Annotated in this window: 22 protein-coding genes; 9 read left to right on the top strand and 13 right to left on the bottom strand. The window is 36.7% G+C overall.

Annotated features, from left to right (window positions below; genetic code table 11):
- The first annotated feature begins 126 nt into the window (after positions 1 to 126).
- From C4F49_RS15855 to C4F49_RS15835, 5 genes are all read left to right on the top strand, one after another.
- Positions 127 to 264 (top strand): hypothetical protein, encoded by a 138-nt coding sequence (locus C4F49_RS15855; RefSeq protein ID WP_196936812.1) that lies wholly within the window; start codon positions 127 to 129, stop codon positions 262 to 264.
- Positions 265 to 307: 43 nt separating this feature from the next.
- Positions 308 to 547 carry a lipocalin family protein gene (locus C4F49_RS15850; RefSeq protein WP_196936811.1) on the top strand — a complete coding sequence of 80 codons (240 nt, stop codon included), beginning with the start codon at positions 308 to 310 and terminating at the stop codon, positions 545 to 547.
- 180 nt (positions 548 to 727) lie between these two features.
- Positions 728 to 1,141, top strand: coding sequence for a lipocalin-like domain-containing protein (locus tag C4F49_RS15845; RefSeq protein ID WP_196936810.1), 414 nt, complete (start codon positions 728 to 730; stop codon positions 1,139 to 1,141).
- Positions 1,142 to 1,321: 180 nt separating this feature from the next.
- A complete protein-coding gene (locus tag C4F49_RS15840) occupies positions 1,322 to 1,984 on the top strand; it encodes an HAD family hydrolase (protein ID WP_196936809.1) in 663 nt (220 codons plus the stop codon).
- Between the two features lie 83 nt (positions 1,985 to 2,067).
- On the top strand, positions 2,068 to 2,511 hold the full coding sequence (locus C4F49_RS15835; RefSeq protein WP_196936808.1) for a hypothetical protein: 444 nt from the start codon (positions 2,068 to 2,070) through the stop codon (positions 2,509 to 2,511).
- A gap of 113 nt (positions 2,512 to 2,624) precedes the next feature.
- Here C4F49_RS15835 and C4F49_RS15830 read toward each other — a convergent pair whose 3' ends face one another.
- Entirely contained in the window at positions 2,625 to 3,503 is an 879-nt protein-coding gene (locus C4F49_RS15830; RefSeq protein ID WP_196936807.1) for an OmpA/MotB family protein, read from the bottom strand.
- 1,459 nt (positions 3,504 to 4,962) lie between these two features.
- Here C4F49_RS15830 and C4F49_RS15825 point away from each other — a divergent pair.
- Positions 4,963 to 6,267 (top strand): DEAD/DEAH box helicase, encoded by a 1,305-nt coding sequence (locus C4F49_RS15825; RefSeq protein WP_196936806.1) that lies wholly within the window; start codon positions 4,963 to 4,965, stop codon positions 6,265 to 6,267.
- On the opposite strand, the gene coaD is transcribed toward C4F49_RS15825, so the two are convergent.
- From coaD to C4F49_RS15810, 3 genes are read right to left on the bottom strand one after another with little or no spacing between them, the layout of a single operon-like run.
- Entirely contained in the window at positions 6,264 to 6,734 is a 471-nt protein-coding gene (coaD, locus tag C4F49_RS15820; RefSeq protein WP_196936805.1) for a pantetheine-phosphate adenylyltransferase, read from the bottom strand. The two genes, C4F49_RS15825 and coaD, sit on opposite strands and share 4 nt — an antisense overlap.
- A gap of 6 nt (positions 6,735 to 6,740) precedes the next feature.
- Positions 6,741 to 7,283 (bottom strand): RsmD family RNA methyltransferase, encoded by a 543-nt coding sequence (locus tag C4F49_RS15815; protein WP_196936804.1) that lies wholly within the window; start codon positions 7,281 to 7,283, stop codon positions 6,741 to 6,743.
- Positions 7,271 to 8,068, bottom strand: coding sequence for a DUF3822 family protein (locus tag C4F49_RS15810; RefSeq protein ID WP_196936803.1), 798 nt, complete (start codon positions 8,066 to 8,068; stop codon positions 7,271 to 7,273). The genes C4F49_RS15815 and C4F49_RS15810 overlap by 13 nt, the downstream gene beginning before the upstream one ends.
- A gap of 90 nt (positions 8,069 to 8,158) precedes the next feature.
- On the opposite strand from C4F49_RS15810, the gene C4F49_RS15805 reads away from it, so the two are divergent.
- From C4F49_RS15805 to C4F49_RS15795, 3 genes are all read left to right on the top strand, one after another.
- On the top strand, positions 8,159 to 9,577 hold the full coding sequence (locus C4F49_RS15805) for an ATP-dependent DNA helicase (protein WP_196936802.1): 1,419 nt from the start codon (positions 8,159 to 8,161) through the stop codon (positions 9,575 to 9,577).
- Positions 9,578 to 9,672: 95 nt separating this feature from the next.
- Positions 9,673 to 12,156 carry a S9 family peptidase gene (locus C4F49_RS15800; RefSeq protein ID WP_196936801.1) on the top strand — a complete coding sequence of 828 codons (2,484 nt, stop codon included), beginning with the start codon at positions 9,673 to 9,675 and terminating at the stop codon, positions 12,154 to 12,156.
- 57 nt (positions 12,157 to 12,213) lie between these two features.
- The gene (locus C4F49_RS15795; protein ID WP_196936800.1) at positions 12,214 to 12,702 is read left to right on the top strand and encodes a hypothetical protein; all 489 of its coding nucleotides are present in this window, start codon (positions 12,214 to 12,216) and stop codon (positions 12,700 to 12,702) included.
- Here C4F49_RS15795 and C4F49_RS15790 read toward each other — a convergent pair.
- The 9 genes from C4F49_RS15790 to C4F49_RS15750 all read right to left on the bottom strand — a co-directional run bounded on the left by C4F49_RS15790 (position 12,679) and on the right by C4F49_RS15750 (position 24,989).
- Positions 12,679 to 13,557, bottom strand: coding sequence for a hypothetical protein (locus C4F49_RS15790; RefSeq protein ID WP_196936799.1), 879 nt, complete (start codon positions 13,555 to 13,557; stop codon positions 12,679 to 12,681). The genes C4F49_RS15795 and C4F49_RS15790 overlap by 24 nt on opposite strands.
- Positions 13,558 to 13,566: 9 nt before the next feature.
- Positions 13,567 to 14,589, bottom strand: a complete 1,023-nt coding sequence (gene ruvB, locus C4F49_RS15785) for a Holliday junction branch migration DNA helicase RuvB (RefSeq protein WP_196936798.1) — start codon at positions 14,587 to 14,589, stop codon at positions 13,567 to 13,569.
- Positions 14,590 to 14,615: 26 nt separating this feature from the next.
- Positions 14,616 to 15,338, bottom strand: a complete 723-nt coding sequence (locus tag C4F49_RS15780) for a polyprenol monophosphomannose synthase (RefSeq protein ID WP_196936797.1) — start codon at positions 15,336 to 15,338, stop codon at positions 14,616 to 14,618.
- Between the two features lie 121 nt (positions 15,339 to 15,459).
- Complete coding sequence (locus C4F49_RS15775) at positions 15,460 to 16,950, bottom strand: peptide MFS transporter (protein ID WP_196936796.1); 1,491 nt, start codon at positions 16,948 to 16,950, stop codon at positions 15,460 to 15,462.
- An 86-nt stretch (positions 16,951 to 17,036) separates the two neighbouring features.
- Entirely contained in the window at positions 17,037 to 18,941 is a 1,905-nt protein-coding gene (locus C4F49_RS15770; protein WP_196936795.1) for a S9 family peptidase, read from the bottom strand.
- 237 nt (positions 18,942 to 19,178) lie between these two features.
- Positions 19,179 to 20,774, bottom strand: coding sequence for a peptide MFS transporter (locus C4F49_RS15765; protein WP_196936794.1), 1,596 nt, complete (start codon positions 20,772 to 20,774; stop codon positions 19,179 to 19,181).
- 192 nt (positions 20,775 to 20,966) lie between these two features.
- A complete protein-coding gene (locus tag C4F49_RS15760) occupies positions 20,967 to 22,622 on the bottom strand; it encodes a peptide MFS transporter (protein WP_196936793.1) in 1,656 nt (551 codons plus the stop codon).
- 317 nt (positions 22,623 to 22,939) lie between these two features.
- Positions 22,940 to 24,151, bottom strand: a complete 1,212-nt coding sequence (locus C4F49_RS15755; RefSeq protein WP_196936792.1) for an MFS transporter — start codon at positions 24,149 to 24,151, stop codon at positions 22,940 to 22,942.
- A gap of 253 nt (positions 24,152 to 24,404) precedes the next feature.
- Complete coding sequence (locus tag C4F49_RS15750; RefSeq protein ID WP_196936791.1) at positions 24,405 to 24,989, bottom strand: hypothetical protein; 585 nt, start codon at positions 24,987 to 24,989, stop codon at positions 24,405 to 24,407.
- Between the last annotated feature and the right edge of the window lie 5 nt (positions 24,990 to 24,994).

The raw sequence follows: 24,994 nt of genomic DNA, 5'->3' as shown, positions 1-24,994 counted from the left end.
TAATCGAGATTGGAAATGCTGCACTCGATAGGTTGAGTTTTTATCGACTGCCGACAGTCGCTCTACTGTGCTTTCATTTCGAAATTTTATAGTAATTTTATAGAATTATAAACACATAAATTAATTATGAATAAAATATCGAAGTTGATTGTGTTATTTCTTGCGTTTGCGTCTTTCGTGTCATGTGGAGAAGATGAGCAGATGGACGAAAATTTTCTTTTAGTAGGCGCATGGACCGGCGTCCAAATAGATTATTTCGAATAATAATGAGTTTACGCATTCTGATGACTACATTAATCAATTTAAAATGATTTTTAATCAAGATGGCACAGTTAGCATAACCGACATATACGATGGAAATGATGAAGATGATGAAGTAGGGAATTACACATTAAAAGACAATGTATTGACCATTATGCTAAGCGAAAATCCGGCTGATAATGTTACCTTTAAGATTCTTAAACTGACCTCTAGGGAATTGGTATTTGCGGAAGAATATACCGAAGATGGCATTTCGTATCGTGAAGAATCCTATTTAAGGAGGTAATTATTTTAAATTCTTTAGATCTTAGCTGTTGTTACATCGCAAAATTAGCTTCAACGAGTTGCTGTAGCTATTGGAGCATTAAACAACTGCTCAATGTAGTCGAAAAACCACAAGCGCAGATATTTATTATCATGATAAGAAACATTAGCCTATCATTGAACAGTTATAAATAAATTAATTATGAATAAATTTTTGAGACTAACGATTGCATTGTTTATGCTACTGACTGTCTTTTCGTGCGGAAAAGATGAACAGGACGATGATAGTTTATTAATATTAGGAACATGGGCTGGCGTTAAGATTGACTATTACGAAAACAATAAGTTTACGCGTTTAAATGACAATCTTGCACGAGTCAAATTTACCTTCAATTCAGATGGGACACTATCAATAACATCTATTGACATTGAAAATGAAAATAATGCAGGCAAGTACACCGTAAAGGACAAAACATTAACCATGTCGGAAGGCGATGACCTAGCGGGAGCTCTAGTTTTTAAGATTCTTAAATTAACTTCTACAGAACTTGTTTTTGCGGAAGAATACACGGAAGATGGAATCCTATATCGTGAAGAATGGCATTTAAAGCGGTAATTCTCTTCCCTTTTAAATAGATAAGAAAGGCAACGAGCATCGTGCTCGTTGCCTTTTTGATATAAACTCTATTATCCAATTGTTCTCGACAAAGTTATCCAGCATCACTACTTTGATTTGTTTTGTTAATTGATGGAGATTATGTAATTGAATGCAAATGGATATCCTTATTTTTGTTGCATGCAACAAATCGCCGTAATTTTCGATATGGATGGTGTCATCGTCCATACTAATCCTTACCATTCTTTAGCATTCAGAAAACTTTTTACTGCCTACGAGCTGAATCCTTCGCAGGAAGAATTTGAACTGCACATGTATGGCAAGCACAACAGCTATATTTTTTCGCATTTCTTAAACCGTAAAATTGGCAGGGAAGAATTGGTCGAGCTTGAAAACGAGAAGGAAGCATTGTTTCGTGAAATCTATGCGACAGAGATAGACCCAATTCATAACTTTTTGCCTTTCTTGGCTTCGTTAAAAGAAGCGGGCATTCCGACAGGAATCGCCACTTCCGCCCCACGGGCGAATTTGGATTTGATTGCGACAAAATTGGATTTGTTCCCATTGATGGATTCTGTTCTGGCGAGCGAAGATATACATTTGCACAAGCCTCACCCTGAAGTGTATTTGAAGTCAGCCGAAAATCTAGGCATTCCCCCTGAAAACTGTTTGGTTTTTGAAGATTCATTCTCCGGAATTACAGCAGGATTAAATGCAGGGATGAAAGTCGTCGGCGTACTAAGCTCCCACAAAAAAGAAGATTTGCCAGTCTGCCAAGCATACATCAACGATTATACAGACATTGATGCCAAATGGGTGAAGGAGTTGATGATAGAAAACTAATTTAACCTGTAGCGTAAAAACATTCCTATTCGTTAATAGTTGTGATAGAAAAATACATTTCTATTTTCACTTATTAGCCTGTTATGTTTCTAAAAAAATTAGTTGTTGTCCTATTGACAATTTCAGTATCCTGCTCAGTAGCCTTTGCACAAACAGAAGAGGTTCGCAATGCGGAATATTACCTCGAGTCTTCGATAAAAAAACGCAAAACCGCTAAGAACATGTTGATTTTTGGGGCCACAGGAGTAGTTGTAGGAAGTGGCCTTTTAACCTATGTACTATATTATGATGGTAGCTCACATGGCTCAGATGTCATAGATCCTTTAACTCTTGGAGCAGTGGGTGCAACTGGGGTCACGTTAATTGGCGGAGGCCTATTAAGCTTAGGCAGTATTCCTGTATTTATTGTTTCCAAAAAGCATAAAGAAAAGGCAATTTTATTAGAGCCGACTATCAACACGACTCGTATAAGAATTCCAAACGTCAATCCAAATATTGCGACTGCGGGTGTGCGTTTGCGATTCTAATTTCATATTTCTTAATGCCTTTATGGTATTATCAAATAATTTGATACAAAATAGATTTACAAAAAAACGGGATAAGTTAACCTTATCCCGTTTATCAATAGTATTATTTGCTATTAAATTCCTGTAGGAACTTCTGTTTCTTCAGGAGCTTTATCAATTAACTCCATAAATTGATCTAATTTCGGAGTAATAATAATTTGTGTTCTACGGTTGCGCGCTTTACCTTCCGGAGTTCCGTTGTTGGCGATTGGATTAAATTCTCCACGACCACCAGCGGTCAGACGTTTTGGATCTACGCCATAGTTTTTCTGCAATGCTTGAACAACCGAAGATGCTCTCAATGTACTTAAATCCCAGTTGTTGCGGATATTTGGCTTCGAGATAGGATCCGAATCCGTATTACCTTCAATCAAGACATCATAATCTTTGTAATCTTGAATGATTTTCGCGATTTTACTTAAAGTCTCTCCTGCTTGGTCTGAAATTTCATACGAACCAGATTTGTATAGCATGTTATCCGATAATGAAATATACACTACACCTTTTAGAACCTGCACATCCACATCTTTCAATTCTTCACGACTCAATGAACGCGTCAAGTTATTGGTCAATACCATATTCAATGAATCGCTCTTGTTTTTCGTGTTTACTAAATGTTGAATGTATTTATTCGATGCATTGATTTCATCAACTAGTTTAGAAATATTGACGTTTCCTTGTGTATTTTGGCTGATGCTATTATCTAAAGTAGACTGCAATCTTGCCAAAGCTTCGCGAAGCGTTGCATTGGTTTTGCGTTCTTGCTCTAATTGATCTTCTAAACTTTTTACCCTTGATCTGCTTTCCGCTAATTCAACTTGGCCTTTTTGATAAAGCTCACCTAAATCTTGATGTTGTGTTTGAAGTGCCGTAAACTTTTTATTGCTTACGCAACTTGAAAATAATACACTTGCTACAAGTATAGTTATTGGTATCGATAGATATTTTGTCATAGACATTTTGTTTATTTATATAAATGTAGGAAAACAAATGTGGTATTCAAATAGTCTAAATGCGATTTTAAGCTAAATAGTGTTAAAAAAGCAATGCTTCAATCGGGGAGATTGAAGCATTAACTAACCAATTATTAACCTAAATTATGAGTTAAATATTATTCAACAAGCGTGCCAGAAAAATGTGGATTATGTAACGTTTATATGTAATTTGAATTCGGTTAAGAATTTTATTCTAAAATGATTAAGCCTTCAACCGGGGAGATTGAAGGCTTAAAACTAACCAATTATTAACCTAAATTATGAGTTATATACAGTTCAATGACCATACCAAAAATTTTTGGACAGATGCCATTTAACAAAAATTAACGAAAGTTCGTGTTTATCCAATCAACAATGAAGGTTTGCTTTTGGCTAAATAGTTTGGATACTGATATCGATAAGTTATCGTTCTGTAGCTGAATTATCTAAATAAAATTTGTGCAACTTAGGTATTCAACATATCATTATTACTAGTTCTTAAAGCACATGGAATACTCTTTACTCGTTGTCCCTTAATCTTTACTCTAAAAAAACTTTAATTCAGAATGGCCTAAAAAAAGTAATCCTTCAACCGGGGAGATTGAAGGATTAAACTAACCAATTATTAACCTAAATTATGAATTAAATAGATTGCAATGACCGTACCAAAAATCATTGAATCAAAATCCTTAACATAAACTTAACATAGAAAATCTAATCGTAAAAAAAATGGCGTTTTATTAGAAGCTATAAAAAAGTAAAGCTTCAATCGGGGAGATTGAAGCTTTAACTAACCAATTATTAACCTAAATTATGAACTAAGTATATTGCAATGACCGTACCAAACTATTTTGGCACTTATATTTTAACAGAAATTAACAAAAAATAAATGATTGAATGAATAGACATGAAATAGATAAAAAAAAGCAAGCCTTCAATCGGGGAGATTGAAGGCTTAACTAACCAATTATTAACCTAAATTATGAGTTAAACTATATACAATCACCATACCAAAATGTAATTTGGCTTAAAAAACTTCCTTATATCACAAGTTTGTTGCATTAACACATTTGATATAGGGATTTTTAGCTAGTATTGTTGGTTTATGATATATTGAATAAACACCTGATTTAGTTTTGTAGCTAAAAGACTACAAAATATGTCTAAAAATTATACAAATCGGCTCCCACTGACCAATTTTGTAATTAAACAAGCGATTATCGACTAGATTAAAATAAAATTAAAAAAAGAAAGCCTTCAATCGGGGAGATTGAAGGCTTAACTAACCAATTATTAACCTAAATTATGAAGCTCAAATATACATCCTCTGTAGACATTAAATAGACTCTCGAGAGGCCTTTAACAAAACATTAACGGTATTCAGACGATTAGCTGACAATTCCGGCTATTATCCGCTTTTAATCGTTACTTTTGCGCTATGCAATTAGATTCAATCCTTAGTCGGCTACAGATTTCCGATTTAAACGCCATGCAACATGAAGTTCTTAATCAATACGATACTAACAAGGATTTTTTATTGCTATCCCCTACTGGAACGGGTAAAACGCTAGCGTTCACCTTATTGCTTTTAAAAGAATTAGAAGAAAATACGAATGCTGTGCAATGCCTGATTGTAGTGCCAACTCGAGAATTGGCTCTGCAGATTGAAACGGTCGTCCGCAAGGTTATTCAAGGATATAAAGTGACTTGTGTTTATGGAGGCCACGCTACTAAAGTTGAACGAAATAACTTAAAAGAAGCTCCTGCTATTCTGATTGGAACCCCAGGACGCATCATTTATCATTTAGACCGAAATCATTTCGACCCAGAAACTGTCAAAACAATTATTCTTGATGAATTTGATAAATCTTTGGAATATGGCTTTCAAGACCAAATGACGAAAATCATTGACGCGTGCACGTCAATTCGTAAGCGAATACTGACATCTGCCACAGAAATGACAGAAATTCCTGATTTCGTCCGAATAAATGACAAAGTTTCTGTTAACTTTCTGAATGAAGCTTCCTCAAAGCCAGATATTAGCTACAAGAAAATTACTTCTACAGTTCAGCGCAAACTAATCAGCTTATTTAATCTAATCTGTAAGCTTCAAGACCAAAAGATTCTAGTTTTCTGCAACCATAGAGATGCTGTAGAACACATCAGTGAATTGCTGGAGAATAGAGAAATCATTCATGATGTCTTTCATGGAGGCTTAGAACAGCAAGACCGTGAATTGGCTCTTCTAAAATTCAGGAACAAAAGCAACCATATCCTGCTGACCACTGACCTAGCATCTAGAGGCTTGGATATCCCTGAAGTAGACGCAATTATCCATTATCAATTGCCTGCCAAGGAAGATGATTTTATTCACCGAAATGGGAGAACTGCAAGAATGTTGGCTAAAGGAACTGTATATGTCCTCCTGAAACCAGAAGACAACTACTCCTATCTGCCAGAAATTATTGACGAAGAAGAATTAGATAGGGATTATCCATTACCACCAAGCTCGAAGTATGCAACGGTATATGTAAGTGCGGGGAAAAAGAATAAAGTCAACAAAATTGATTTAGTCGGTTATTTTCTTTCGATTGATGGAATACACAAGGATGATATTGGCATTATCGAAGTAAAAGATTATGAATCTTTTGTGGCTGTCAACCGTAAAATTGTAGCAAGCTTAATCCAAACGGCTACGAATGGAAAAATTAAAGGTAAAAAGATTCGGGTTGGAAGGACTTAATCTTTCTTTATAAAATCAATGATTTTCGTTGGAACTAACTGACTGATATCTCCCCCATTTGCCAAAATATCCCGAACAATTGTTGATGAAATGTGTGCTAATCCAGAACGGCTCATCAAGAAATAGGATTCTATAGCGGGCGCAAGCAATAAATTGTTTTGCGCTATGGCATTCTCAAATTCAAGATCAGCAGAGTTCCTCAAGCCCCTTAAGATAAATTTGGCATTAACCTGTTCACAAAATTGGACAGTCAATCCAGAATAAGTTGTTACGCGAACACGGATACTATCTTCAAACAGCTTTTCGATAGCATGTTTACGATCATCGAAACTCATTAAACCTTTTTTCGAGCTATTTACTCCGATTGCTATATAAATTACATCAAATAATCCCAAAGCACGCTCTACCAAATCCTGATGAGCGTTTGTAAATGGATCGAATGATCCTGGAAATACGGCGATATTCATACTGAATTAATTTGAAGTGAACTGATAAAAACTAAACGAACTGATTCCATACTTTCTTGTTTCTACGAAATAGCTTGAACTTTCTATTATTCGATTCGATGGATGTTCAATAACTAACCATCCATTTTCCAACAATAATTCATTTTCGAAAATCATGTTGGCTAACTGAGGCAATCGAGGAAGGTCATATGGAGGATCCGCAAAAATAAAATTGAATTTATCCTTACAGCTCGACACGAATTTCAAGACATCCGCTTTCTGCGTTCTAATTGAATCGATAGCCATTTTTTTTGCGGTCTCTTGAATATAGGCCAAACATTTGAAGTGGATGTCGATTGCTAGAACTGACTCCACTCCTCTTGACGCTAACTCAAAGGAAATATTTCCAGTTCCTGCGAACAAATCCATACAGATCAATTCATCAAAATCCAACCGGTTCTGCAAAATATTGAACAGCGCTTCCTTCGCCAAATCAGTTGTCGGTCTGACAGGTAAATTGCTTGGTGGATTTAGTCTTAAACCACCCAATCGGCCACCTATGATGCGCATATTGGAGTATCTAAAAGAATATTGTACGTTAAAATGGAGTTCTCAGCGGTAGTTTCGTCAATATGAACAGGATTGCGATGCCTTAAATATTCTACAGTATCCGCGTAATTGTTTAAAGAAGAAATATAATCATGATCTTCTGCAATACCCGAAAGCAACAGCTTATCCACTTTATTTGTGATATTGAAGTTTTGGAAAACCTGCAAGACATAAAACGCGACATCTGCCTGATTGAATACTTCAAAATTGGTATACAACACAAATTCGCCGTGAATAAAAAGAAATAGGTCCATTCTATTTTCATTAAAATGAAGACCTAAAACTTGACCCCGAATTGGTATTTTTGGCTGTGCCTGTTCTAAAAGCACGGCAAATTCTGGAACAAAACGAGCGTTAGGAAATAAGGTCTTCCATTTATTCAATTTTAAGATATCGTATTGATAAATAGCGACTACGGATAATTGATCTAAATGGGTGGTATATTTACTTATCGGCGCTTCCTGCTGAAGAAATGCACTATACAGTGTTTCATCCTCTGCGGAATACACTTCGCTCGGAATTAAAACTAAACTCTCGTGCGCAACAGAAATATAGACTTTGGAAAACGGCAGACTTAATAATTTTGTTGCTGAGGCAATGGGATTTTCAATTTCATAAACCAGCGCATGAATCACTTCATTTTCATCATTTAAAACGAGTAAAACATCATGAACATCATCTGTTTTAATCAATAAAGAGTAGCTCGATAAATAGTGAAGCTGAAATTTTTCCGATGTATATTGCATACTAAAACATAAACCAACATAGCAAAATAGCTATGTTAACAAAATTAGCTTTTACAATTGAATTGACAAACCTTTTAAATAACTTTGAGTGTGCACATCAAAAATCTCTTAATCCAGAATTTTCCACTCGAGCCTACCGACCAGCAGTTGATGGCTTTCGAAGAATTAGCCACATTCTTAGCCTCATTCGACAATCAGTCCTGTTTTATTCTAAAAGGATACGCCGGTACAGGTAAAACGACAATCATCGGAACTTTGGTTAAAACATTATCGAATTTATTAAAAAGGTCGGTTTTGCTCGCTCCAACGGGTAGAGCAGCAAAGGTCATGAGCTCCTACAGTGGCCGAAAAGCGTTGACCATACATAAAAAGATTTATCGCAAAAAGTCGGCCGCCTCCATTCAATTGGATTTTACATTAGCAGAGAACATGCATGAGAACACCTTGTTTATTGTGGATGAAGCTTCAATGCTCTCTGATGGATCGGATGTTCTTTTTTCCAAAAGTGTGCTCGCTGACCTAATCAGTTATGTGCGCAGCGGTCAAAATTGCTGTTTGTTATTTGTTGGCGATACAGCACAGCTCCCTCCTGTTGGATTGGAGAAAAGTCCAGCTTTGGATCCGTTGGTTCTTCGAGACAGCTATTATCTACATCCATATTTTATTGAACTGACAGACGTTGTTCGTCAAGCCAGCGATTCTGGAATTCTATACAATGCTACAAAAATCCGGAAGGAAATTAAGTTAGAAGAAGAAAATCAGACCTACCCTATCCCTAAATTCATTACGAAACCTTTTAAAGATATTTTCCGAATGACGGGAGAGAAACTGATTGAAGGTCTGCATTACAGTTATGACAAATATGGTATAGAGAATTCGATGGTGATTTGCCGATCGAACAAAGCTGCCAATTTATATAATCAGCATATTCGCAATAGTATTTTGTTTCGAGAAGAAGAAATCACTGGGGGCGATTTGATCATGGTTGTCCGCAACAATTATTTTTGGTTGCAACAGCATGACGAAAGCAATACCGGATTTATTGCAAATGGCGATATGGCCAGCATTCGCAAACTTGGCAATGAACATGAAATGCATGGCTTTCGATTTGCCGATATTACCTTAGACTTTCTAGATGGACTTGATTTGGATGGCATACAATGCAGGGTATTGTTAGACAGCTTGCATGTTGATTCTCCCAACTTGCCTTATGAAGACCAAAAACGTTTGTACGAATCGATTTTAAAGGATTACGAAGATATCCCTGGAAAGAAAGACCGGATGGAAGCCATTAAAAAAGATCCATATTACAATGCCCTGCAGATTAAATTTGCTTACGCAATCACCTGCCATAAAGCACAAGGTGGTCAATGGGAATCTGTTTTTGTTGACCAGGGATTTTTAAATGATGAAATGGTTAATACTGAATTTCTCCGCTGGCTGTATACGGCTATTACACGTGCAAAAACAGAACTATTTTTAGTCAATTTCTCCCAGCATTTCTATTAAATGCTGATTTATACTCAAATTTTTACAAGAAATCAGCGCAAATACATTCAAAAACGCATAATTTAGCTTTCTAATTATTAACAATAATCATACACATGCGTCAAACCATCTTCCTACTATTTATTTTGCTTGCTATACAAGTGCAAGCGCAAGAAAAAAGTACTTTAGTAAAACCAAATTACCAGCAAGCTTCAAAGTTTTCTCCTGATAAGTTGAAAACAATGATATTCTCAACAGACGTTAATCCAAACTGGATTAATTTTTCAGATCGCTTTTGGTATGAATATTCCACATCTAATGGCAAAAAATGGTACTTGGTTGATCCTGCAACAAAAAGCAAAAGAGAGCTATTTGACAATGCAGATATGGCAGCCAAAGTCACTAGAATCGTTAAAAACCCTTTCGACGCGCAAAACTTATCTCTACAGAATTTAAAATTCACAGATGATGAGAAGAAAATCCGTTTTCAGGTATTAAGCACAAAAGATACAGTTAAAAGCAAAGAAGAAATTGCGAAGTTGAAAACGAAATCGGACACGATCAAAAAGAAATTATTCTATTTGGAGTACGATTTAGCAACAAGAAATTTAATCGAATTAAGCGATAGTACGAAAGAAAAATCTAGAGCTCCTTGGGCTAATTTTTCGCCTGATACGATGAAAGTCTATTTCGCTAAAGATTACAACTTGTATTGGATGGATAAAGAGAACTATGAGAAAGCATTGAAAGATGATAAAGATAGTACAATCATTGAGCATCAAATCACAAAAGATGGAGTTCAAGGCTATGCTTGGGGCGGTGATGAATACAGTATTACTACAGGCGGAAAAGAGGACGAAGAAAAATCGAAGCGTAAATCAGTTTGGTTAAGCTGGTCTCCTGACGGAAAATATTTTTCGTTAAGCCGCAAGGATAATCGGACTTTATCCCCGTTATGGGTCATCAACAATGTAGCTGATAAACGTCCAACTTTGGAAACGTACAAATATTTAATGCCAGGTGAAGTAGACTCCACAGAAGCTGAATTGCATATTTTTGATGCGCAAAGCTTGACTTCAAAACAAGTAAATGTAGCTGCATTTAAAAATCAAACCATTAGTCTTTGGACAAAAGATGCTGACAAAAGCAGTTACAAAGGAAAAATCTACATCAATTATTGGTTAGGAAATAATACTGAATTTTATGTTGCACGTTCAAGCCGCGACTTAAAACGCATTGATATCCTTTCTGTAAATGCGGTTAGCGGGGAAGTGAAGACATTGATTGAAGAACGTTCTAATGTATATTTAGATGTTCGCAAACCTACATTAATTCAAAACGGCAATCAATTGATCCATTGGTCACAGCGTGATGGCTGGGGACATTTTTATTTGTACAGCAATAATGGACAATTGATCAATCAAATTACATCAGGATCTTACAATGCGGTAGACGCGACTCATTTTGATGAAGCAACTAAAACTTTGTATTTTAAAGCAAACGGACGCGAAATCAATGAAGACCCGTATTACGAACATTTTTATAGTGTCAATGCAAATGGTTCTGGATTAAAATTGTTGAATCCAGGCGATTTCGATCATCAGATTTCAACAAGTACCTCAGGTAAATTCTTTATCGATAATTTCTCCAGAGTCAATACCACACCGGCAACAAATCTATATGCTGCGAATGGTGCATTGCTGTTAAAATTGGAAGAAGCGGATTTATCTCAATTATTTGCTGCAGGCTACAAATTTCCTGAACCGTTCAAAGTGAAAGCTGCTGATGGAATTACAGATTTATATGGGGTGATGTATAAGCCTTACGATTTTGATTCCACGAAGACCTACCCTATTTTAGAATATGTTTATCCCGGTCCACAAACGGAAGCCGTTAACAAATCCTTTGGAAGAAGCATGGATCGCATTGATCGCATCGCTCAAGTAGGGTTTATCGTTGTGACGGTTGGTAACAGAGGTGGTCACCCTGCACGTTCAAAATGGTACCATACTTATGGATACGGAAATTTACGTGATTATGGTTTAGAAGATAAAAAAGTAACTGCTGAGCAGTTAGCGAATAAATATGATTTCATTGATATCGATCGCGTCGGAATTTTCGGGCATTCGGGTGGTGGATTTATGTCGACTGCTGCTATGCTGGTTTACCCTGACTTTTTTAAAGTTGCAGTTTCTAGTGCCGGAAATCATCAAAATGATATCTACAACCGCTGGTGGAGCGAGCGTCATCATGGAGTAGCTGAAAAAGTTTCAGTTAAAGGAGATACTACTTTCTCTTACCAAATTGAAAAAAATACAGAATTAGCTAAAAACCTGAAAGGTAAATTGCTTTTAGCAACTGGCGATATCGATAACAATGTACACCCTGCCAATACAATCCGCATGGCTGATGCATTGATCAAAGCAAATAAACGTTTTGAATTTTTATTGCTTCCGGGACAAAGACACGGTTTTGGAAACATGACAGAATATTTCTTCTGGAAAATGACTGACTATTTTAGTGAGCATCTATTAGGCGAATCTAAAAGTGATGATGTCGATATTCTGGAAATGAATCGGGACAAGGCTTTGAAGAGGTAAGTGTTTGATGCAAAGAAAATAGAAGAACTGTCCATTGTTTTAAGAAACTTTAAAGCAATGGACTTTTCTTTATCCGATTTAGACGGAATAACATTAAAAGATTTACTGCAACTTTCGATCAGCTACCAATACAAACAAGTAGGCTGGCGAGCAGCGTGGGTTTTGGAAACAGTGGTCTTAGCAAATCCATCCTACTTATTAGCGATACAGGATGAATTGATTGAAAGTCTTTCCGTTCAGAAAGATTGGAGCAGTTTGAGAAGTTATTCTAAAATTCTCATGGAGTTGACAAATCCAAAAAAATCATTTTCCCTATCAAAAGAACAAGAAGAAATCATTATCGAAGATACCTTTAATTGGATGATTGACATCGACTGTCCGCTGGCTGTTCGATGCAATTGCATGGATATATTATATCAGCTGAGTTCAGAACACGAATGGATAAAAGATGAACTGATTGAGCAAATCAATTTATTTCTAAAAACGCCAACACCTGCATTGGCAAGCCGAGGAAATAAAATTCTAAAACGAATACTTAATTCCTAAGTAGCTAAAATTATACATATCGTTTCTCGCTCCTTCTGGACGAGAACCATCCGTATTAATCGGATTGTACCCATCTAAATCTTCTCCGCCTGAGAAATTGAACTGACTATTGATTACTAAACTAAAATAACCGTCAGTACGAGTTGAAAATTTATTTAGCGGAATAGATAATCCGACATTGACAATCGGCAGTAATTTATCTCTTGTTTTTTGGCTATATAATTTTGTCGTCACCGGATTTCCGTCAGCATCCAAAACCATCTCGCCATCTGCATCGTAAACAAAAACATTCTCGTGAGCACCGTTCACAGAACCTTCTGGAATCTCCATAACTTCCGTTGCTCCGGTGTTCAGGTCTCTGTATGAATACGATGTCTGACGTTGAATATTTTTATAATTGTTGAAAATTCCTCCTACACCCAATCCAACATAAAACCCATAGAGGATATTGCGCTCGAAAAAAGATTTTTTAAACAAGAATTTTTCATCTGTGAAAAATCGATACGGATAAGCCGTAACATTTAATGAACCAGCAAAATATTGATTCTCAACAAACCGAGGATCCCAATCTACGATGTAAATATTGGATTCACCTCTTGATTTAAGCAAACCTGTCTGAAGTTCCAGACCGGCAAACAAACCTTTGATAATGTGATAGTCACCTTTCAGCACCGCACCGTAACCAAAGTTATTGGTGTGGTTAATATCTCCATATAACATAGTAAAACCCCCACCGGCAGTAATTTCTATATTTTTATTTTGATTTTTCTTGCCATCAATTGGTGGACAAAATAATTGCGAATAACCTAAAATTGGAACAGCTAAAAATATAAGTATGGTGTAAATCCTATCCATGTATTTGTATTAGAATAATGTATTCGGTTTGTTTGTATTAATTTTTCCTAAATGTTTATAGGCCAATTCTGTGCACTCTCTCCCGCGAGAAGTACGCATAATATATCCTTCTTGTATCAAAAAAGGTTCGTAAACCTCTTCAATCGTTCCTTCGTCCTCGCTTACTGCTGTCGCAATAGTTTTCAAACCAACCGGCCCGCCTTTGAACTTATCAATAATTGTGCTCAAAATTTTATTGTCCATTTCGTCCAATCCATGAACATCCACATTCAATGCTTTTAAAGCGTATTCAGCAATGGCTTTATCCACCTGTCCATTTCCTTTGATTTGTGCAAAATCACGTGTTCTTCGCAACAAGGAATTGGCAATTCTGGGCGTTCCCCGGCTTCTTCTCGCAATTTCAAAAGCGCCTTCTTCAGTAATCGGCGTATTGATTATTTGCGCGGAGCGCAATACAATTGTAGTCAATAATTTCGCATCGTAATATTGCAACCTGGAATTGATTCCAAATCGAGCACGCAAGGGCGCAGTCAATAAACCAGAACGCGTAGTAGCACCTACTAGTGTAAATGGACTTAAAGAGATCTGTACGGAACGTGCATTGGGACCGGATTCCAACATAATGTCAATCTTAAAATCTTCCATGGCTGAATACAGATATTCTTCAACCAAAGGACTCAATCGATGGATTTCGTCAATAAAAAGAATATCGCCTTCTTCAAGATTTGTTAATAAACCAGCCAAATCACCTGGTTTATCCAAAACTGGACCTGATGTAATTTTGATGCCAACCCCCATTTCGTTAGCAATGATATGGGACAATGTTGTTTTTCCTAATCCCGGAGGGCCATGCAACAAGACATGGTCTAGCGCTTCTCCTCTTAATTTTGCTGCTTTAACAAAGATGGAAAGGTTTTCTAAAATTTTTTGCTGACCGGTAAAATCATCAAATGTTTGGGGACGAAGTACACGCTCTAACTCTTTATCAGTTGGGTGCAATCGTTCGGCATTTGGATCTAGATTTTCGTTCATCACAAGTTCGAATATAATAATGCTAACTAATATTTTCTAAAAAAACTTTCCCATTTTAATTGAATCACCCCAAAAAATGCTTCCCGAAATATTCGCGGGCTCATTTTAGAAACTCCTTCTGTCCGATCAGTGAATATAATCGGAACTTCAACAACGTTAAAGCCATATTTTATCGCGGTGAATTTCATTTCAATCTGAAAGGCATAGCCAACAAACTTAATTTTGTCCAAAGGAATCGTTTGTAACACCTTTCTGCGAAAACAAACAAAACCAGCCGTAGCATCTTGAATATCGATCCGCATAATCATCCGGACATATACCGAAGCAAAATAAGACATCAACACCCTATTCATTGGCCAATTCACTACGTTTACACCTTTGATGTACCGTGAACCAATTGCCATGTCCGCACCGTTTAAACATGCATCTTTCAACCTGATCAAATCGTCGGGATTGTGGCTAAAATCAGCATCCATTTCAAAGATAAATTCATAATCTTGAGCCAAGGCCCATTTGAATCCATGAATATAAGCAGTACCCAATCCTAACTTCCCTTTTCGTTCTTCAATATGCAATCGAGAAGAATATTCTATGATCAAACGCTTAACGATATCAGCGGTTCCATCAGGCGAACCATCATCAACAACTAAAATATCAAAATCTTGCTCTAATGAAAATACTTTGCGTATGATTTTCTCAATATTTTCTTTTTCGTTAAAAGTTGGAATAATGACTAAACTGTCTGACACGTTGATTAATTTATACTCGTAAAGGTACTAATTCTAGTCCAACAAATCTTCATTTAACAATACTTAACGTAAGGTTTTAGTCATTTATTCTAAAGAAAAATCGAATTTCTATTTAAAAAAATTATTTCACGCCGTGCATTAATTTTTTAATCATCGGAGATAGTAAAATCAGAATAACTCCAGCAATGACAGAATAGATTGCCAATTGATAATAGCCATCCGTATAAGCCAATAATTTATCCCATAACGATGCATTGTTATCAGGCGTAGACATTCCAGCTCCTAAGATTCCAGCCAAATATTGTCCATAAGCACTTGCTAGAAACCAAAGTCCCATCATCATTCCTCCTAAGTGTCTCGGCGATAATTTTGTAATCATGGATAAGCCAATCGGGGACAAACACAATTCACCTATCGTCACGGCTAAATAAGCTAAAGTAAATACGCCCAATGAACTTTTACCGCTTTCATCAGCAAAGAAACGCGTGGAAAAGAAAATGTAATAAGCCAAACCCAAAAACAAAAATCCTAAACCAAATTTAATAACCATATTCGGTTCGACTTTTTTTCTAGCCATGGCTAACCATAACAAACCTAACAAAGGACTTAAAATAATGACAAACAAAGAGTTCGCACCGTTATTTACCACATTGGGATCAATACTAAAAAACAACAAATCGGAATGCAGATTATTGTTGGCGAACAAAGCCAAAGATCCTCCAGCTTGTTCGAATATGGCAAAGAATAAAATTGAAAATAGAATCAGCGCCATAGCTGCAAAAAGCTGCTGACGAATGATCCTGTCTTTTATCGAAAATGTCTGATATAAAAAATAAAACAGCGCCAATGGACCAATGATAAACATAAAAATATCCGTATAGCGCGTATTATGGATCATTATAAAAATTAAAGGAATGGAAATTAGCGCTCCGATATAAACTAGAAGTTCTCTTCCCAATTTAGTCTTTTTAGGCAGAAAAGCAATGGGACTGTTCCCGATTGGGCCAAGGTATTTTTTTGTAATCAGAAATACGAGCAAGCCAATTACCATGACGATCGCAGCAGCTAAAAAAGCATAACTCCAATTGTATTCTTTCCCCAACCAAACACATAATGCGCCACCTAATAAAGCGCCAACATTTATTCCTGAATAAAAAATCCCGAAACCTGCATCTCTTCGAGGATCTCCTTCTTTATACAACTCTCCAACCATAGAGGAAATGTTCGGCTTAAAAAATCCCGTCCCAATAATCGTCAATGCAATTCCAAAATAAAAGAAATCATGAGGTGATACGGCAATCAATGCATTCCCCAAAATCATTAAGATCGCGCCAAAAGTTAATGAGCGTTTGAATCCCAAAACTTTATCTGCGAAAATCCCTCCTACAAATGTAAACGCGTATACAAAGGCTTGGATGGCGCCATATTTTAAGTTAGCTTCCTTATCAGACAAAAACAGCTGATCTACCATGAAGATTGCCAGAACGCCCCGCATTCCATAGAAGCAAAATCGCTCCCACATTTCCACTAAAAACAGATACCACAGTTGTTTTGGATACTTTCCTTCAAAATTCTGAATTTCCTCTAGGGTTAATTCTTTTTGCTCTGACATGTTATGAAATTATGAAGCAAAATTAAGAAAATATTAAACACAAAAAAGACGCCCGAAAGCGCCTTTTTTGTGAAACTATGAATTTTTTACTTTTTACTTTTTACTTTTAAATACTGCTCCAAAAAAGCCAACGTTTTATTATCGGTTTCGATCTGATTCTCCTTTTTAATAAATCCATGACCTTCATCTGGAAATAGCACATACTCAACCGGAACACCATTTTTCTTAACGCCAGCGACTATTTCATCGCTTTCCGCTTGCAAGACACGTACATCATTCGCTCCTTGAAAAACAATCAAAGGTTTTGTGATTTTTTCATAATTAAATAAAGGCGAAATCATTTTTAGACGAACGCTATCCGCAGAATATGGATCGCCCAATTCCTCATACAGCGCTAACCTAAACGATTCCCAATAAGGAGGAATACTTTTTAACGTGCGCAACCAATTGGCAACGCCAAACATGTTAACCCCAACCTTAAATTCATCGGGATGAAGAGTCAACGCATTTAACACAATATTACCTCCGTAGCTTCCGCCCATAATCCCAATTTCTGTGCTATCGATGTAATTTTGTTCTTGCAACCATTTTTTACCCCAAATAAAATCTTTTAGATCACCGTTTCCATGATCCTTATTATCCATTTTATAGAATTCTTTTCCATAGCCGCTGCTTCCGCGGTTATTGACCAATAAAACCGCATAGCCATGATTGACCAAGAATTGAATGGAAGTATTGAATCCGACACGGCTTTGTCCACCTGGCCCACCATGTGCATACACCAATGCTGGTACTTTATGGTTTTTATCTGCGATTAAAGGCTTGTAGTAGATTGCTGGAATTTCCTTTCCATCAAAAGATTTAAAACGAATGACTTCAGCTTTGACTAAATCATTTTCATCAATCTGGCTGTTCAATGTATTCGTCAGTTGTTTCAGGTCTTTCGTATCTGTGTTGTAGACATACAAATTGGAAGGGCTCGTGCTGCTTCCGACAGTTAATAGAATGTTCTTCTCACTGTCCGAATACACTAGGTTCATGACATCGCCATCTTCGATTTGAGGAAAATCGATCGGCTTATTGGTTGCGTGGTCATAAAGCAACACTTTATTTTTTCCATCTTCATTGATAAACAGTGTATGATATTTACCATTTTTGCTTAAATAGAATCCATCGACATCCCATTTCGTTTCATAGATTTTTTCGCGTTCAGCTGTTGCGATCGAATATTTGACCAAGTACCTAAAATCACTAGAATCGTTAGTCAAATAATAGAATGAGGAATCATCTTTTTCAAAACTTTGGGGAATCCAGCTCGATTCGGAAGCATTACTGATCATTGTTTTCTTTTTCGAAACCAAATCCAAAAGATAAAGTTCATTTTTATCTGTCGTAATTGATTTTGTTAGGGTAATGAATTGTTCATTGTGGCTTAAGGAACCTGGTTCGTCACCGGTATCATTTTGATAAATCAGTGTCGGCTTCCAATCTGAGAGATTTAATTTCCATAGATCAAAAAAACGCTTGTCGCGTTGATTGCTCAATACATAAATTGCTGATTTATCTGCTGACCATCCAAAAAACGAATTGCTACTTCCTGGCCAAGGCGTGATGTCAACGACGGATGTATCCGTTTTTGATGCTAAATAGATGTGGCTGTTCTCATCGCCGCCACTATCCGAAGCATACAGAAAATGTTCTCCGTCTGGAAGATAAGCAATCGCGAAATTGGACTCTTTGGTAGATTTGGTCAATACATTATCCGTCGTGTCATTGATGGTGATTTCGTGCACATTGAAAATACCCGAAACATTATTGCTGACCAACACGCGAGAATCATCGGCACTGATTCCTGCCGCACTGATTATTGTGTTGCTTCGCAATTGTTCGCTGCTATATTCTTTTGGCGTTCGGCCAGCCTTTTCAGAAGGATTACATGAAGCCAAGCCCACAACGAGCAAAGCAAAAGAAACTATTTTGACTGATTTCATAAGAAGGTAATTAGTAAGTTGAAATAATAACCTAAGTTACTCAAAATAAGGAAATAATTCAAGATCCTATATTGAAGAGCTAATGTTTAGATCGCATAACTAAACCATTGAATTTAACGGGGCTTATTTAGGAACAAAAAAAGGACGCTTTGTAGCGTCCTTTTTATATTATTTTGTACGTATGGCCTAAAATTATCGGCCATACATTTTTTTGAATTTTTACTTTTTAATTTTGACTTAATTAATCCCGTGCATCATTTTCTTCAATATCGGGTTGAAGACCAATAACAACAAGGCTGCTCCGATTGGCAATGCAGCAATCACTAAGAAGAAAACCATTAGTCCGTGCTCTTCTGAAATTTTGTCAATCAATGATCCAGCCAAACCAGCAAATAAATTCGCAATAGCTGAAGCTGTAAACCAGAATCCGAATAATAAACCAACGAAAGATTTCGGTGATAATTTACTGATGTAAGATAAACCGACTGGAGATAAACATAGTTCTCCTGTCGTATGGAAGAAATAAGCTAAGATAAGCCAAATCATACTAACAGAGGCCGAAGCAGCTCCTTTTGGAATTTCGCTAGCGCCATAAGCTAAGGCTACAAATCCAATTCCAACCAATAAAAGCCCCATTGCAAATTTAACTGGTCCAGATGGATTCCAAACTCGCTCCCAGAACTTACTGAAAGAAGATGCTAAGGTAATAATAAAGAAAGAGTTTAAAATTTGAAACCAAGAAACGGTTACTTCTGTTCCAACGGCATTAAATTCTTTGTACACTTTCCAACCACCCAGAATCCAAATAATAGCAAAGGAAATCGCAGTAAAAATAATTGTCAATGGATATTGTTTCGCAATCTTCTTTGCAAGACCATATAGAACCCAAGTAACGATTAATATAGGAAATATGGTTAATGCAGCATCAATCCATTTAAAGATTTCACCAGAAGAACCAGATAATGAGCGTTGTGTAAAATCTTTCGCAAAGATTGTCATGGATCCACCTGCTTGCTCGAATGCAAAAAAGAAAAAGATACTGGCAACCATAAAAACCGCGATTACAATCAGGCGATCGCGTACTACATTAGATGGCAATTTCTCTTCTTCTTCATCTTTAGCAACAACAGAATCTACTACAGCTGTTTCTAGTGTAACTTTCGTAGGTTTTACGCCAATTTTCCCAAAAATATGCTGTCCAAAATAGAATTGTAACATACCAAAGAACATAAATACTCCGGCTAATCCGAATCCGTAATGCCAGCCTACTTTTTCTCCAATGTATCCACACAATAACATTCCTAAGAATGCTCCCGCATTGATACCCATATAGAAAATCGTATAACCTGCATCTTTTTTCGAACTGTTGTTCGGATATAATTGTCCAACCATCGATGAAATATTTGGCTTAAACATTCCATTTCCAAGAATCATCAACACCAAGCCTAAATAGAAAAAGTTTGCAGAAACAGTTTCTAAAGCCATTGAAGCGTGACCTAGAGTCATTACAAATGCTCCAATCAAAATAGCTTTCTTATATCCCGTTAATTTATCTGCAATTAAACCTCCGATAAGTGGCGTTAAGTAAACTAATGAAGTATACCATGCATACAAAGTCATTGCGTCAGCGTTTGACCAACCCCAACCACCCTTTGCCAATTCTGTAATTAAAAATACAGTCAGTAATGCGCGCATTCCGTAATAACTAAAACGCTCCCACATCTCTGTAAAAAATAAAACAAATAAACTGGCTGGATGTCCCATCACCATTTTATCGTCTATTCCTTGCTTTGCTAAATGTTTAACTAAGCCTTCATCATTTTGCTGAATCATATTTTGATAATAATATTAAATCTTTTGTATGGTTAAAATATACTTTCGAAATCGTTTAAAACAAAGAAACTAAAATTTTATTGTTATTATAAACATTGTTTTTAAAATATTACAACTTTCAACTGCCAAATCAATCAAGAATATCGCTAATTCCTCACAGCTAAGTCAGTATTCTAGGTGAAAACAACTTTTTCAATGCCCTTCGCTCTTCATAATCTTATTAAGCCGCTTGAGCATAAATAAACCTATGCATGTAGCAAAAATAAGCAAGGCGAAATTCACAAGAAAATAATTTGTTTTGTTTTCATACGAATACCAAGTACTTGCCAGAATGCCTGAAAGTTTATTTCCCACAGAGTTTGCCAAGAAAAACCCGCCCATCATCAATGCGGTAAGTCTTGCAGGTGAAATCTTGGAAACAAAGGACAAGCCCATTGGTGAGAGGCAAAGTTCGCCAACCGTAATCACTCCATAACTCGCCACCAGCCACCATGGCGAAACTTTAACAATCCCATTGTTTCCTGCCGATACCGCCCAGACCATGACTAGGCAAGACAGAGCAGAAATAAATAAGCCCCAGACAATTTTGGACGGTGTGGTCGGTTCTTTTCTTTTCCATCTTAAAAAAGACCAAATTCCTACCAGTACCGGCGTCAGAGCGATTACCCAGAAAGGATTAATGGATTGGAATAATTCTGTATTGTATAAAAAGACTTTCTTATCCGGGGAACTCTCCAAGCTTGCTCTTTGTTCGTCCGAAATATTTTTAAAATAAGGGTCTTTGCCTATTGCTTTTTTGTTGCTTCCATCAGGCTCTTTTACCGCCCTGAATTGGTCATCATACACCGTAGTCTCTTTGTCGACATATTCTTTTGATTCGACTAAATAGATTTTTTCAAGGGGCTTCTCCAAGCTTTCTGAAACCGTGCGATCGGTGTAATTATTCGCCCAGCGGGTTAGCGCAGTCCCATTTTGTTTGAAAACTGCCCAAAAGAACATGCTGATAAGAAAAACGGATAGCAAGGCACTGATCGCTGGCTTCTCTTTTGGATTCGATTTAAAATATAGGGAAACATAAAAATAGATGACCGGAACACAGGCAAATATAAAGGCATCTGAGGAATCGCTTCCAAATATATTATCCGGAATAATCCAGCCGATTGCGCCAAAGGCTATTGCTGGAGCAAATACTTTGATTAATATTTCTGATATTTTTGTATCTCCTTCTTGTTTTGGCTTCATCTTCGCGGCATGCAAATAATGTTTTCTGCCGAAAGTAAAAATCACCAAGCCCAACAACATCCCTACGCCTGCCGTGATAAAAGCTTCTCCCCAACCAAATTTATTTCGCATAAAGGCGGCAATAATGTTGCAGATAAATGCGCCAATGTTAATTCCCATGTAGAATATATTGTAGCCGGCGTCTTTATTTGCTTTGTAAGGTTCTTCCGAATACAGATTTCCAAGAAGCGTTGAAATCGTTGGCTTGAAAAATCCATTACCAACAATAATCAAACCCAATGACGTGTAGAATAAAGTTAAATCTTTGAAAAGCCCCATTCCTATATACCCTGCAGCCATTAATACGCCACCGAGGTAAATGGATTTGACATATCCCAAAACACGATCTGCTAAAAACCCGCCAAGAAAAGGTGTCAGATAAGTCAGCGCGATGTAGGTTCCAAAAATATCATCAGCCCCTTTGTCCGAAATTCCCAAACCACCATGTAAACCTTGGGGTTCGATAAGGTATAAAACAAATATACCGAGAATGAGATAGTAGCCGAATCTTTCCCACATCTCTGTGAAGAATAAATAAGGCAATCCTTTAGGGTGGTTATTTTTCATTAAAATTTTTGATTTTTAAACTCAAAATAATAGCGCTTCAAGCAAATTTGAAAAAGTAAATCTTTGATAAATTAATATTGGGTTCCTTAAAACTATTACTAGCACTTGTTAGCTTTAATACTTAAAAAAACAAAGAAACTAAAATTTTATTATTTATGTATGCATCGGTTTAAAATATTATATGCCATCGAAGGAGTTTCACAACTTTTAAATTTATCTCTGATAAAGAAAGCGAAGCAATTTCTTCTTCGCCATCTCAATCGATATTTTTACCAATTGCACGCATCTCAAATCTATTGTCTCATATCTCAAAAACCCTACTTCAGCTTCATTAGCGACGGCGTAAAGAACGATACGATTCCGATAAATGCAACAATCGATCCTAGAATTATAAACATCAGGTTGATTCCAATCGCATCGGAAACAAAGCCACTGCTCATCAGTCCAACAATCGATGGAAAAATTGCCACGCTGAAATACATCGAAAATACACGACCTAGCATTTCTGGCTTGATCTGCTCTTGGAGAACGGTGGTAAAACTAGCATTGTAAATCGATGCTGCCACACCTCCTATTCCTGTCAGCACCACAAAAAAGATAAATGCACTTGATGAAATATATCCCGACAGAGAAAAGGTGATCCCAAGGATAATCTGCATGCAATTGATAATTACGATTTTTGAAATCGAAGGCTTGAAAATCCCGAGCAAGCTTCCTCCTACCAACATTCCGACTCCCCACATAATTTCGATCAGGCTCATTTCAAATTTCCCGCCACCGAAATGCTGTATCGTAAGCAAAGGAAATAAAACCGCGACCGGCATAATGCAGAATGTCGCCAGAATAGAATAGAAGAACATCCAAGAAACGCCTTTATTACGGGTTATCTCTCTAAATCCGATTTTTATATCCTGAATAACTTGCTGTATGCTAGCCTTCGATTTTTCAGCGACTTGAGGGTTCGGGATATGGACAAACAGCAAAGAAACAATAGCTACTATCGCACCGATAATATCCAAAAGCAGCACATTTCCAATAGATAGCAGCCCAATTGCCAATGCACCTAAAGCGGGTCCAGCAATTGTGGAAACCGATTGGATAATTTGATTGATTCCGGAAACGCGCAACAGCTCAGATTCTGGAGCAAGCATGGGAATTGATGATTGCATAGCCGGCATATGGAAGGAAGATCCGACCGACCGTAAAGCCAGCATAACATAAATCAATAACAAGCTTTCGTAACCTAAATAAAAGCTGATCGACATCACTAAAGTACATAGCGCAACGAAACCATCGGCGAAAATCATGGTCTTCTTCCGATCCCATCGGTCTACATACACACCTGCAATAGGTCCTATTATTGCCTGAGGCAACATGGCTGCAATCGCAGCAAAAGCCAATACTTCGGCAGAACCTTTTTCAAGGCTTAGCCAAATAATAATGGCAAAGTTGACGGCAGAACTGCTTATTAATGAAATAAATTGCCCTGCCCATATAATTGAGAATTTTCTTTTCCAAGAATTATCCATGATTATGCTATTTAAAATACCAAAGGTATTTTGTATGATTAAAAATTAAAATTGTTGATTTTTTGCCTAATTGATTAAGTTGGAGTACAAATACAACCCCTTACTTAACAATTCTTAAGCGAGTGAAGAAAAACATGATATTGGTTATTGAGGTCATCATTTGCGAACAAAACTAAATAAAAATTGCTTAAACATAAAAAAAATCTCTTAGAAGTAAGAGATTTTAAACTGTAAAAACCAGAAAATAAGCGAATTAAAATTTGATTCGCTGCATCAGGTTGTTATCAACCGTGATGTAACCTGGGTAATAAATATTGGAATTTCCGATCTTGATCGAAGGCTTGATTTTCAAAGCGATAAATCCTTCGCTCTTGCGTGTCAGCATTTCATTCAAGAAGTTTTCAAAGCCTGCTTCTTTGGCTACGCCAAAAATATTTGCTTTAAAGGTCAAAGGAATTGTAGTGGATTGATTTTGGTCTAGATTAATATTTTCATCAACAGTTCCTTCAAACACAGGCTTTCCTTGAATCTCAATCAGATATTTGAACGAATTCATAGCCGCTTTTTTCGCTACAGGATTGGTGATTTTCATATTGACCTGCGCTTCCAAAGGAACATCTTTACTTAATAGCAACAATGCCATGCTTGGTAAAACAGCAAGATTAACCTGTCCATTTTTCATGAAATTATTCACGGGCTGTCCTCCGATTGTCAAACGATCCATGGATTCAATAGTATATGTACATTGCCCCAAAGCTTCCATCTGAGCTTTTTTATTGATTTCACATCCTGAAAACAAAACAATCGTTGCAATGCATAAAGTAAGTATATTTTTCATTTCAA

Origin of the sequence: Sphingobacterium hungaricum (assembly GCF_015210005.1) — a bacterium.
GTDB classification, from domain to species: Bacteria; Bacteroidota; Bacteroidia; order Sphingobacteriales; family Sphingobacteriaceae; genus Sphingobacterium; species Sphingobacterium hungaricum.
Note: the sequence above shows the minus strand (reverse complement) of the source record. Positions and strands in the feature narration are given on the sequence as shown.